Origin of the sequence: Modestobacter sp. VKM Ac-2982 (genome assembly GCF_026967935.1) — a bacterium.
GTDB lineage: Bacteria > Actinomycetota > Actinomycetes > Mycobacteriales > Geodermatophilaceae > Modestobacter.
Genome location: NZ_JAPVBL010000001.1, coordinates 422,151 through 434,125, shown reverse-complemented (window position 1 = coordinate 434,125; position 11,975 = coordinate 422,151). Strand labels below are relative to the sequence as shown.

The 11,975-nt window shown below is 74.9% G+C and carries 11 protein-coding genes; 3 read left to right on the top strand and 8 right to left on the bottom strand.

Annotated features, from left to right (window positions below):
- Positions 1–6: 6 nt before the first annotated feature.
- Complete coding sequence (locus O2W20_RS02120; RefSeq protein ID WP_269170099.1) at positions 7–1,410, top strand: M20 family metallopeptidase; 1,404 nt, start codon at positions 7–9, stop codon at positions 1,408–1,410.
- Between the two features lie 95 nt (positions 1,411–1,505).
- Here the strand turns inward: O2W20_RS02120 and O2W20_RS02115 are convergent, their stop codons facing one another.
- The 5 genes from O2W20_RS02115 to O2W20_RS02095 all read right to left on the bottom strand — a co-directional run bounded on the left by O2W20_RS02115 (position 1,506) and on the right by O2W20_RS02095 (position 6,651).
- Entirely contained in the window at positions 1,506–2,627 is a 1,122-nt protein-coding gene (locus O2W20_RS02115) for an XdhC family protein (RefSeq protein WP_269170098.1), read from the bottom strand.
- Complete coding sequence (locus tag O2W20_RS02110; RefSeq protein WP_269170097.1) at positions 2,620–3,708, bottom strand: vWA domain-containing protein; 1,089 nt, start codon at positions 3,706–3,708, stop codon at positions 2,620–2,622. The genes O2W20_RS02115 and O2W20_RS02110 overlap by 8 nt, the downstream gene beginning before the upstream one ends.
- A gap of 91 nt (positions 3,709–3,799) precedes the next feature.
- Positions 3,800–4,690 (bottom strand): AAA family ATPase, encoded by an 891-nt coding sequence (locus tag O2W20_RS02105; RefSeq protein ID WP_269170096.1) that lies wholly within the window; start codon positions 4,688–4,690, stop codon positions 3,800–3,802.
- 34 nt (positions 4,691–4,724) lie between these two features.
- Complete coding sequence (locus O2W20_RS02100) at positions 4,725–4,991, bottom strand: hypothetical protein (RefSeq protein ID WP_269170095.1); 267 nt, start codon at positions 4,989–4,991, stop codon at positions 4,725–4,727.
- Positions 4,992–5,094: 103 nt separating this feature from the next.
- Complete coding sequence (locus tag O2W20_RS02095; RefSeq protein ID WP_331254095.1) at positions 5,095–6,651, bottom strand: HNH endonuclease signature motif containing protein; 1,557 nt, start codon at positions 6,649–6,651, stop codon at positions 5,095–5,097.
- Between the two features lie 163 nt (positions 6,652–6,814).
- On the opposite strand from O2W20_RS02095, the gene O2W20_RS02090 reads away from it, so the two are divergent.
- On the top strand, positions 6,815–8,086 hold the full coding sequence (locus O2W20_RS02090; RefSeq protein ID WP_269170094.1) for a M18 family aminopeptidase: 1,272 nt from the start codon (positions 6,815–6,817) through the stop codon (positions 8,084–8,086).
- An 18-nt stretch (positions 8,087–8,104) separates the two neighbouring features.
- On the opposite strand, the gene O2W20_RS02085 is transcribed toward O2W20_RS02090, so the two are convergent.
- Together O2W20_RS02085 and O2W20_RS02080 are read right to left on the bottom strand one after the other, a co-directional pair.
- Positions 8,105–8,494 (bottom strand): hypothetical protein, encoded by a 390-nt coding sequence (locus tag O2W20_RS02085; RefSeq protein ID WP_269170093.1) that lies wholly within the window; start codon positions 8,492–8,494, stop codon positions 8,105–8,107.
- Positions 8,495–8,524: 30 nt separating this feature from the next.
- Complete coding sequence (locus O2W20_RS02080) at positions 8,525–10,150, bottom strand: acyl-CoA dehydrogenase family protein (protein ID WP_269170092.1); 1,626 nt, start codon at positions 10,148–10,150, stop codon at positions 8,525–8,527.
- 180 nt (positions 10,151–10,330) lie between these two features.
- Here O2W20_RS02080 and O2W20_RS02075 point away from each other — a divergent pair, with 180 nt between their 5' ends.
- The gene (locus O2W20_RS02075; protein ID WP_269170998.1) at positions 10,331–11,689 is read left to right on the top strand and encodes a glucose-6-phosphate dehydrogenase; all 1,359 of its coding nucleotides are present in this window, start codon (positions 10,331–10,333) and stop codon (positions 11,687–11,689) included.
- Positions 11,690–11,695: 6 nt separating this feature from the next.
- On the opposite strand, the gene O2W20_RS02070 is transcribed toward O2W20_RS02075, so the two are convergent.
- Positions 11,696–11,887, bottom strand: a complete 192-nt coding sequence (locus O2W20_RS02070; RefSeq protein ID WP_269157842.1) for a hypothetical protein — start codon at positions 11,885–11,887, stop codon at positions 11,696–11,698.
- Between the last annotated feature and the right edge of the window lie 88 nt (positions 11,888–11,975).

The following is an 11,975-nucleotide window of genomic DNA, read 5'->3' as shown; positions in this document are numbered from 1 at the left end:
GCGGGCGTGGACCGCCAGACCGCCCTCGCCCGCGCCGCCGAGCAGCTCGACTCCGGCGCCTTCTTGACCGACCTGGCTCGCCGGGTCGCGCTGCCCACGGAGAGCGCCGACCCCGCCCGCGAGCCGGTGCTGCGGGAGTACCTGACCGCCGAGATGGTGCCGCTGGTGGAGCGGCTGGGCTTCACCGCGCGGATCGTGGAGAACCCGGTCTCACCCCGCCACCCGTTCCTGGTCGCGCGGCGGGTCGAGGACCCCGGGCTGCCGACCGTGCTCACCTACGGCCACGGCGACGTGCAGCCCGCCCACCCCGAGCAGTGGCGGGACGGGCTCGACCCCTGGCGGGTCGTGGTCGAGGGCGACCGCTGGTACGGCCGCGGCGTCGCCGACAACAAGGGCCAGCACAGCGTGAACCTGGTCGCCCTGGAGCAGGTGCTCGCCGTGCGCGACGGCCGGCTCGGCTACAACGTCACGCTGCTGCTGGACATGGGCGAGGAGTTCGGCTCCCCCGGTCTCGACGAGGTCTGCGACCAGCTGCGCGACGAGCTCGCCGCCGACCTGCTGATCGGCTCGGACGGCCCACGGGTCGCCGCCGACCGGCCCACCGTCTTCCTCGGCACCCGGGGTGCGGTGAACCTGACGCTGTCCGTGCGGGCCCGGGCTGCGGCGCACCACTCCGGCAACTGGGGTGGCGTGCTGAGCAACCCGGCCACCGTGCTGGCCAACGCGCTGGCCAGCCTGGTCGACGGCCGCGGCCGGCTGCTGGTCGAGGGCCTGCGCCCGGACGGCGTCCCCGAGCCGGTGCGGCGGGCGCTGGTGGACGTGCCGCTGGACCAGGGGCCGGACGCCCCCGCCATCGACCCGGAGTGGGGTGAGCCCGGGTTGACGCCGAGCGAGCGGCTGTTCGGCTGGAACACCCTCGAGGTGCTGGCGATGACCGCCGGCGACCCGGACGCCCCGGTCGGCGCCATCCCGCCGTCGGCCCGGGCGCACTGCCAGCTGCGCTTCGTGGTCGGCACGGACGGCGGCTCGGTGGCCGACGAGGTGCGCGCCCACCTGGCCGCAGCCGGCTTCGGTGCGGTCGAGGTCAGCCAGGACCTCGCGATGGCCGCGACCCGCCTCGACCCCGAGGATCCCTGGGTGACCTGGACGCTGGCCTCGCTGGAGCGCACCACCGGCGTCCGGCCAGCGCTGCTGCCCAACCTGGGCGGGTCACTCCCCAACGGGGCCTTCGCCGACGTGCTCGGGCTGCCGACGCTCTGGGTGCCGCACTCGTACCCCGGCTGCGCCCAGCACGCCCCGGACGAGCACCTGCCGATCTGGCTGGTCCGGGAGGCGCTGCAGGTGATGGCCGGCCTGTGGTGGGACCTCGCCGAGCTCGCCCCCGACTGGCCCCCGCCGTCCCACCCCTGACCACCCGGCCTGGCCCACCACCACCACCACCACCACCAAAATGGCCATTTTGGTGGCCCGGCTGAGGGGCCAAAGTCGCGACTTTGGCCCCTGGACTAACGGTCGGCGGTGCGGTGGATGGGGCCGGCGACCTCGGCCAGCCGCTCGCCGGTGCCGCCCCAGCGGCCGGCGATGATCTCCGCGGCGATCGAGACGGCGGTCTCCTCCGGGGTGCGGGCGCCCAGGTCCAGCCCGATCGGGGAGGCGAGACGGACCAGTTCGTCCTCGGTCAGCCCGGCCTCGCGCAGCCGCGCCAGCCGCTCGTCGTGGGTGCGCCGGGAGCCCATCGCGCCGACGTAGGCCACCGGCAGCCGGAGCGCGACCTCCAGCAGCGGGACGTCGAACTTCGGGTCGTGGGTGAGCACGCAGAGCACCGTGCGCTCGTCGATCGCCCCGGCGTCCACCTGGGCCTGCAGGTACTTGTGCGGCCACTCCACGACGACCTCGTCGGCGTCGGGGAAGCGGCGGGCGGTGGCGAACACCGGCCGGGCGTCGCACACGGTCACCCGGTAGCCGAGGAAGGCCCCCACCCGGGCGACGGCGGCGGCGAAGTCGATCGCGCCGAAGACGACCATCCGGGCCGGTGGGGCGAAGGAGGAGACGAACAACGTGAGCTCGTCACCGCGTCGCTCGCCGTCGTGGCCGTAGGTGAGGGTCGCGGTCCGGCCGGCGGCGAGCATGCCGCGGGCGTCGGCGGCGACGGCGTCGTCCAGTCGCTGGAGGCCGAGCGTGCCCGAGGCTCGATCGGGCCAGAGCACCAGCCGCTTGCCCAGCCGGTCGTCCGGGCCCTTGACGCAGGTGACGACGGCGACCGGCTCGTGCGCGCCCACCGACGCGGCGACGTCGCCGAGCTCCGGGAAGGACTCCCGGGAGATCGCCTCCACGTAGACGTCGAGGATCCCGCCGCAGGTCAGGCCCACGGCGAAGGCGTCGTCGTCGCTCACCCCGTACCGCTCCAGGGTGGGCTCGCCGCTGACCAGGACGTCCTGCGCCTCGGCGTAGACCGCGCCCTCGACGCAGCCGCCGGAGACGCTGCCGACCGCCGTCCCGTCCGGGCCGACCAGCATCGACGCGCCGGCCGGCCGCGGCGCGGACCGCCAGGTGCCCACCACGGTGCCCACGCCGACGGTCTCCCCCGCCTGCCACCACCCGACCAGGTCATCCAGAACATCACGCATGCGTGATCACCCCTGCCAGTTCCTCGAAGGCGGCCAGGCTGTGCCCGGCGACGAAGCAGTCGATCGACGGCAGCGCCGCCACCATCCCACCGGTCAGCGGCTCGTAGCCGGCCCGGCCCTTGTGCGGGTTCACCCAGACGACGGCGTGCGCGAGCCGGGCCAGCCGGGCCATCTGCTCACCGAGCAGCTCCGGTCCCCCGCGCTCCCAGCCGTCGCTGCAGACCACCACGATCGCGCCCCGGGCGGTGCCGCGCTGGCCCCAGCGGTCCAGGAAGGCCTTGAGCACCTCGCCGATCCGGGTGCCACCGGACCAGTCGGGGATCGCCGAGCCGCTGGCGGCCAGCGCCTTGTCCGGGTCGCGCAGCCGCAGCTCCCGGGTGACCCGGGTCAGCCGGGTGCCGATGGTGAACACCTCGGTGCTGGCCGGCCGAGCCCGGACGGCGGCGTGCGCGAACCGCAGCAGCGCGTCGGCGTACGGGCTCATCGAACCGGAGACGTCGATCAGCAGCACCACCCGGCGCGGGCGCGCGCGGGCCCGGTGGTGCACCAGCCGGGTGATCTCCCCGCCGTCGCGCAGCGCCCGCCGCACCGTGCGCGCCTGGTGGATCGAGCCGTGCGCCGACGGGCTGCGGCGCCGCGAGGCGCGCATCGGGGTGGCCGGGGCGAGCAGGGCGAACAGCCGGCGCAGCTGGTCGCGCTCGGCGACGGTCAGCTCGGCGACGTCCCGGTGCCGGAGCACCTCCTCGCCGCTGGCCTGGGTGGCGAGCTCGGTGGGCTCCCCGCCGTCCTGGCTGCCCTCCCCGGTCTGCAGCGGCGCGGACTGGGCCACCCGCTGCTCCTCCGCCCCCGACGGTCGGCGCGCCCGCGGCGCCTCACCCCCGAAGTACGCGGCGAACCCGGCGTCGTAACGCTCCAGGTCGTCGGGGCTCGCGCACAGCGTCAGCCGGCCGGACCAGTAGACGGCGGTGGGGTCCAGGACGTCGAGGTGGGCGACGGCGGCCAGCATCGCCTCGACCCGGTCGGGGGAGGCGTCGACGCCGGCGTGCCGCAGCGTGCGCGCGAAACCGAGCACGGTCGTCACGACGTCCCGCGTGCCAGGCACAGGAGGCTTTGCACCCGGTTTCTGCACCGAGAGTGGGTGCACAGCTTCCTTTGCCTGGGGCGGGCCGGGGTCAGCCGCCACCGAAGAGCGCTCCCCGGGCGAGTGCGTGGACGCGGTCGGTGTCCTCCCGGTACTTCAGCACCGCGCCCAGCGTGCGGGCCGCGGTGTCCGGGTCGAGCTCGCGCGCGCCGAGGGCGTGCAGCGCGGTCGCCCAGTCCATCGCCTCGGCGACCCCGGGCGGCTTGAGCAGGTCGAGCTCGCGGAGCCGGGCCGTGGCGCGGGCGACCTGGCGGGCCAGCTCCTCGGTGACGTCGGGCAGCCGACGGCGCAGGATGGCGACCTCGCGCTCGAAGTCGGGGTGCTCCAGCCAGTGATAGAGGCAGCGGCGCTTGAGCGCGTCGTGCACCTCGCGGGTGCGGTTGGAGGTGAGGACGACGAGCGGCGGCGTCTGCGCGCGGATCGTCCCGAGCTCCGGGATGGAGATGGTGAAGTCGCTGAGCACCTCGAGCAGGAACGCCTCGAACTCGTCGTCGGCCCGGTCGACCTCGTCGATGAGCAGCACCGACGGGGAGTCCTCGAGCGCCTGCAGCAGCGGGCGGGCCAGCAGGAACCGCCGGTCGTAGAGGGAGGCCTCCAGCTCCTCGGCGCGTTCGGCGGTACCGGCGGCCTCGGCGGCGCGCAGGTGCAGCAGCTGACGGCCGAAGTCCCAGTCGTAGAGGGCGTGGCTGGCCTCCAGGCCCTCGTAGCACTGCAGCCGGTAGATCGGCCGGCCGGTGACGTCGGCGAGCGCGCGGGCCAGCGCCGTCTTGCCGACCCCGGCCTCCCCCTCGAGGAACAGCGGTCGGTGCATCACCAGCGCCAGGTAGGCCGCCGTCGCCAGGCCCTCGTCGGGCAGGTAGCCGATGGCCTCGAGCGAAGCGGCCAGCGCGGCGGGGTCGGCGGGCAGGGTGGGCTCGGTCACAGGTCGCAGCATCCCACCCGTGCCCAGGCCGCGATCAGTCCGCTGTCATCACCGTCAGGTAGTCGTCGTAGCTGGCTATGACGTCCTCCAGGTCCACGGCCTCCGGGAAGTCGGCCACGTCCTGGTGCTTGCGCAGGAACTGCACCGTGCGCAGCACCACGTCCTCCTCGTCGTCGGCGCCCAACTGGTCCATCACCTCGGGCGTCACCGTGAACCAGGTGCGCACGTCTTCCAGCTCGCTGAGCTGGGTCACGAGGTAGCCGTGCTCACCCTGGGCATCGATCTCGATGTCGTCGGCCATGCACCCCGACCTACCCGCGTGTCGGCGGCCAAACGCCCGGACTGCGGTCGGCGCGGGCGCCGACCGCAGGCCGAGACGGCAAGCAGGCACGAGGGACGGGGGCTCAGAACGGCGGCGGGTCGTCGGGCGGGTCCGGCGGTGGTGGCGCGCCGGGTGGTGGTCCGGGTTCCGGGTTCGGGGGATGTGATCGGGAGCCGGGTGATCGCTGGCCTGGCGGGCGAGTGATACGGGTGACCCCGGAAGGTGTCGTGACGTGCAGGGTGCCGTCGCTGTCGATCCGGTACTGCCACCCGGGAGCGAAGGTCTTGAGTCGGTGGTGGCTACGGCACAGGCAGCAGAGGTTGGTGCAGTCGGTCGCCCCGCCGCAGGCGTGGGCGGTGACGTGGTCCAGATCTGTCCATCCGACCCGTTGCCCGCAGTTGGGGAACCGGCAGCGCCGGTCGCGGGTGGCGACGAAGGCCCGTTGCCGGTCGGTGGGCCGGTAGGCAGCGGTCGCCGGCGGCGGCCCGAGGACCACACAGTCACAGGCCTCCCTGGCATCCCGGCCGGCGGTGCCCCCGCTCCTCTCGGCGGCGCCGGTGCTGACGCTGTCGGGGTGCTGGGGGCCGCCGCGGCGGGCCAGCCGGGCCAGCTCGGCGGGCGTCACCGTGGCCAGCAGCTGCCCGTCCGGTCCCGTGAGGGCGTAGGTGAGGGTCCCGCCGTCGGGCGCGGTGAGGCCGAGGGCGCCGACCCGGGCCAGGAGCTCGCGCAGGTGGCTGGCGGTGATCGGCAGCCCGTTGACCTCACCCGGGGCACTGCTCGCCCCGGCCAGCGCGGCCAGCTCGGCGGTGATCGTGAGGTTCGCGGCCACCGCGGGCAGACCGGAGTCGGCGGGGCGGCGGATCAGCAGGGACAGCACGTGCGCCCGCAGCGCCCCGATCGGGCGGGGATCGCCGTCGGCCTTGAGCATCCGGGCCAGTTGGTCGAGCAGGTCGTGGCACTCCACGGCCTCACCGGTGGGCAGGTCCGCGGCCAGCGTCGACCGCCCGTCGGTGGGCGAGGGGTACACCCGTACGTCGGCGGTCTTCTCCGCCTCGGCCCGGCGTTCCTCGGCTGCGGCGGCGTCCAGCCGGAGCAGCTCCTCGGTGGCGCGCCTCTCCAGCCGGGCCACCGACAGACCGGTCGCCTCACCGAGCAGCGCGTCCTCGACCTGCCCGGCGACCTGCGCCGGGGTGTGTTCCAGGACGTCGGCCAGCACGTGAGCCCGCCGCTCGTCCAGCTCCCCGGCCGCCAACGCGGCGAACGTGCCCGGGAGCTTCTGCGACCAGGTCAGCGCCCGCCGCAGCCGCACCGCCGCAGTCCCGCGACCCAGGTTCAGCACCGCGGACAGCTCGGCGAGGAAGAACTCGCTGATCTCGGCGCCACCGGACTCACTGGCCCAGCCCGGCCGTCGGGCACCCGGCCCATCCGGGTCCGGCGCGGCAGGCCGCCGACCGGCCAGCTCCAGGATCAGCTCTGCCTCCTCCGCGGCCTCCATCGCCCGCCGCCGCTGCACGCCCTGCAACCGGGCCGCCACCCGCTCATCGGAGGACAGCCCCGCCACGTCGCGGTGCGACTCGCCGGTGAAGAAGACGTCGACCACCGCGCCCAGCGGGCCGGAGAACGGAGCCGTCGTCGTCACGCATCGAACATACGTTCGAGGTCCGACAGTTCCGGTGAGGACCGGGGTCACCGGCGGGTCGGGCCGCCTCGCCGACCGTTGAGCCGTGTCGGGGCCCGGCCCCACGGTCGGTCCGGCGGCTCAGGATCGGCCGGGCCGGAGGCCGTCGAGCAAGATGGGGTCCATGCCGGACCTCTCCCTCGGTGACGACCTGCGGGCCTTCGTCGACGCATCCCCCTCCCCGTCGCACGCCGTCGCGGAGCTGGCCCGGCGGCTGGGCGCGGCCGGCTTCACCGAGCTGGCCGAGGCCGACCGGTGGGAGCTGGCCCCCGGCGGGCAGCACTTCGTCGTCCGGCACGGCAGCCTGATCGCGTTCCGGGTGGGCAGCGCATCGCCGGCCGAGGCGGGGCTGCGGCTGGTCGGCGCGCACACCGACTCCCCCACGTTCAAGGTGCGGCCGCGCGAGGACGTCCGGCAGGCCGGCTACCGGCTGGTCGGCGTCGAGCCCTACGGCGGCGGCCTCTGGCACACCTGGCTGGACCGGGAGCTCACCGTGGCCGGCCGGGTCGCGTTGCGTGGCGGCGGCACCGCCCTGGTCCGGCTGCCGGGTGCGCCCCTGCGGCTGCCGTCCCTGGCCATCCACCTGGACCGCGGCGTCCGTGACGGCCTGAAGCTGGACCCGCAGCGCGAGCTGGTGCCGGTGTGGTCCCAGGACCTGGGCACCGAGCCGGGCCTGCGGGAGGCGCTGGCCGCGTCGGTGGGCGCAGCCGTACAGGACGTCGTCGGGCACGACCTGGTGCTCACCGACACCCAGCCGGCCGCCCGCACCGGCGCCGACGGCAGCTGGGTCGCCGCGCCGCGGCTGGACAACCTGGCCAGCTGCCACGCCGGGGTGACGGCGCTGGTCGCCGCGGCGGCCACCCGCCGCACCCAGCTGCTGGTCGCCAACGACCACGAGGAGGTGGGCAGCGGCTCGATGTCCGGGGCCCGCGGCAGCTTCCTGGAGGACGTCGTCCGCCGGCTGGTGGCGGTCCTGGACGCCGGTGACCCGCAGGCGCTCCCCCGGGCCCTGGCGCAGTCCCGGCTGGTCTCGGCGGACATGGCGCACGCGCTGCACCCCACCCGGTCCGACCGGCACGAGCCGGGCCACCAGCCGCAGCTGGGCGGCGGGCCGGTGCTGAAGGTCAACGCGAACCAGGCCTACGCCACCGACGCGGTCACCAGCGGCTGGTTCGCCGATCGCTGCGCGGAGGCGTCGGTGCCGGTGCAGTGGTTCGTCACCCGGGCCGACCTGCCCTGCGGGAGCACGATCGGCCCGCTGACGGCGACCCGGCTGGGCATCGCGACCGTCGACGTCGGCGCACCCATGCTGGCCATGCACTCGGCCCGGGAGCTGGCCTCGGCCCTGGACGTCCCGCTGATGGTCGGTGCGCTGACCGCCTGCTTCGCCGACTGACCGATCTCCTGGGCGGGGTCAGGCGTCGAGGCGACTGCGGCCGGTGGCCCGGCCGACCCCGACGGCGACGAGCAGCGAGCCGAGGAACAGGCCCACGGCGATCAGCAGCGCGCCCACCAGGAAGAGCCCGGTCTCGTCCTGGAGGGCTGCGTCGACCGTCCAGCAGAGGGTGAACGGCACGGTCACCGCCAGCGCCGCGACCAGTGGCCGCTGCACCCACCCGGCCAGCACCGCGGCGGCCAGCAGGGTCAGCAGGCAGCCGACGACCTGCCACGTCTCGTAGGGGCCCGAGGTCGTGCTGGTCTCCGGGTCGAACTGGTACTCCCGGTCCCAGGCGAGCCACGCGACCCAGGCGAGCACGCTGAGCCCGGCCGCGCCGGCGGTCAGGGCGGTTCGACGTCCGGTCATGCGCCGGAGGATAGGGCCGATCGAGCCCGGTCAGGCCCGCGCCGCGATCGCGGCGAGGTCCAGGCCGGGGTCGAGGGCGCCGTACTCCAGGCTGCGGTCGGGCCCGAGCCGGGCGGAGACGAAGGCGTCGGCGACGGCGGCCGGCGCCTCGCGGATCAGCACGGCGCCCTGCAGGGCGAGCGCGAGCGCCTCCACCACCCGTCGGGCCTGCTGGGGCGCGCTCCCCGGGTCGGCCTGCACCCGGCCGATGAGGGCCCGCGTCGCCTGCACGTGCGCGTCGAAGGCCCGGTGCTCGCCCAGCGCCGAGGAGACCTCCCGATCCACGGCGGCCACCGACTCCGGCTCGCGGGCCACCGCCCGGAGGACGTCGAGGGCGATCACGTTCCCCGAGCCCTCCCAGATCGCCATCACCGGCTGCTCCCGGTAGCGGCGGGCCAGCGGGAAGGCCTCGGTGTAGCCGTTGCCGCCCAGGCACTCCAGCGCCTCGTAGGCGTGGTGCGGCCCCCGCTTGCAGACCCAGTACTTGGCGACGGCGGTGGCCAGCCGGCGGAACGCGACCGACTCGGCGTCCTCGCGGTCGTAGGCCGCGGCCACCCGGAGCGCCGTCCAGGTGGCGGCCTCGGCCTCCAGCTGCAGGTCGGCGACGACGGCGGTCATCGCCGGCTGGTCGATCAGGGTGGCGCCGAAGGCGCTGCGGTGCCGGGTGTGCCAGGCCGCCTCGGCGACGGCCTGCCGCATGCCGGCGGCGCTCCCCAGCACGCAGTCCAGCCGGGTCTGGCCGACCATCTCGATGATGGCCCGGACCCCGCGGCCCTCCTCGCCGACCAGCCGGCCGACGGTCTCCTCGAGCTCGACCTCCGAGGAGGCGTTCGACCGGTTGCCCAGCTTGTCCTTGAGCCGCTGGATGCGGAAGACGTTGCGCTCCCCGCCCGGCAGCACCCGGGGCACCAGGAAGCAGGAGAGCCCGGCGGCGGTCTGGGCGAGCACCAGGAAGGCGTCGGACTGCGGGGCCGAGCAGAACCACTTGTGCCCGGTCAGCCGCCAGGTGCCGTCGCCGGCGTCGACCGCCCGGGTGGTGTTGGCGCGCACGTCCGAGCCGCCCTGCTTCTCCGTCATCGCCATGCCGAAGACCGCCGAGGTCTTGGTGGCCGGGTCGCGCAGCTCGGGGTCGTAGTCCCGGGAGAACACCCGGGGCAGCCACTCGTCGGCCAGCTCCGGTGTCGTCCGCAGCGAGGGGACGACGGCGTGGGTCATGCTCACCGGGCACGCGTGCCCGGGCTCGATCTGGGCGAAGAGCATGAACACCGCAGCCCGGGCGACGTGCGCGCCGGGCCGCGGCTCGGACCAGCAGCTGGTGTGCGCGCCGTGCGCGACCGCCGCGGCGCTGATCCGGTGGTAGGCGGGGTGGAACTCGACCGCGTCGACCCGGTTGCCCCAGCGGTCGTGGCCGGCGAACACCGGCGGATGGGTGTTGGCCAGCTCGGCGTCCCGCTGGACGTCGCCCTGCCCGACGAGCGACCCGACCTCGGCGAGGTGGCTCTCCGCCCAGCCGGCGTCGTAGCGCGCGACCGCCTCGGTCAGCGCCGGGTTGGTGGAGTACTCGTCCAGGTCGATCCGTGGGGGCGCCTGGTTGAGCACCTCGTGCGTGCTGCTCACTGCTGCTCCTCGCCGACGTGGCCGCGGTCACCAGCAGTGCACCACGACCCGGCGCGACGAGGGGACCAGGTCGCCGGCCGGGTCGATCCGAGAGCTCGGGGTTCAGCACCGCCAGCCCTGGGCAGGGCGCGAGGGTGGGGCTGCGGACGGCGGCCCGGCTCGACGACGGATGGGGTGACGATGCAGGCGACGTTCGTGGTGCTGGGCGGGACGGGTGACCTCACCGGCCGCCTCCTCCTCCCGGGCCTGGCCCAGCTGGTCCAGGCGGATGCGCTCGACGGCGACGTCGACGTGCTCGCGGTGGGCCGGGACGACTGGTCGGAGCAGGAGTACCGGGAGTGGGCGCGGGCCCGGCTCGCCGAGCACGCCGACCACGTCCCCGAGGAGATCCGGGACCATCTGGTCGCCCGGCTCGGCTTCCAGCGCGGCGACGTCACCTCACCCGACGACCTCCGGCAGGTGCTGGCCCGGGTGCCAGGCCGCCCGGTGCTGTACCTGGCCCTGCCGAACACCGTCTTCCTCCCCACCCTGGAAGCCCTCACCGAGGTCGAGCTCCCCGAGGGGACGACGATCGCGGTCGAGAAGCCCTTCGGCCGCGACGAGGCGGACGCCCGGCAGCTCAACGCCGTCCTGCACCGGCTGGTCCCGGAGGAGCGGGCCTTCCGCACCGACCACTTCCTGGCCAAGCAGACCGTGCTCAACGTGCTCGGGCTGCGCTTCGCCAACCGGCTGTTCGAGCCGGTCTGGAACGCCTCGCACATCGACCGGGTGGAGATCGTCTTCGACGAGACGCTCGGCCTGGAGGGGCGAGCGGGGTACTACGACACGGCGGGCGCACTGCGCGACATGCTGCAGAACCACCTGCTCCAGCAGCTGTCCATCGTCGCGATGGAGCCGCCGAACGCGGTCGACGGTCCGAGCCTGTCCGCACGCAAGGCCGACGTGCTGCGGGCGGTCCGGCCCCCGGCCGACATGGCCCGGGACACCGTCCGCGGTCGGTACACCGCCGGGACGGTGCAGGGCCGGGAGCTGCCCGACTACACCAGCGAGGAGGGGGTCGACCCGGCGCGGGAGACGGAGACCCACGCCGAGTTCACGGTGACCATCGACAACTGGCGCTGGGCGGGCGTCCCCTTCCGGTTGCGCAGCGGCAAGGCGCTCGGCGCGGGCCGGCGGGAGATCGCCGTCTGGTTCAAGCCGGTGCCGCATCTGGCCTTCGGCGACCAGCAGCTCCAGCCCGACGTGCTGCGGCTGGGGCTCGACCCGGACCACGTCACCCTGGAGCTCAACCTCAACGGGGCGGGTGAGCCGTTCGACCTGGAGCGCCGCGCCCTGGACATCGACCTGGCCCCGAACGACCTGTCGGCCTACGGGCTGCTGCTCCGGGAGGTGCTGGCCGGGGACGCCACCCTGTCGATCAGCGACGTGGAGGCCGAGCAGTCCTGGCGGATCGTCGAACCGGTCCTCGCCGCCTGGTCGAAGGGCGAGGTGCCGTTGCAGGAGTACCCGGCCGGGTCGGCCGGCCCCGCGCCGGACTGAGACCCGCTACGTCGGGGGCTCCAGCTGGAACAGCCGGTGGACCACCTCCACCCACGCGCTCCGGACCTCTGCGGGCCGGTCCGCGACGAGGTCCCGGATGCAGGCCAGCACCCCGCGCCCTTCGCCGACGACGCCCTGGAAGGCCAGGCCGAACACCAGCGACCGGATCTCCTCGAGTTGCAGACCGGCATCGATCAACGGCTGGACGACCCACTGGTGTTCGTCCCTCGCGAGCGACTCCACACCACAGGTTCGCCGTGAGGGGCCGGCTCGGATGCAGACGGCC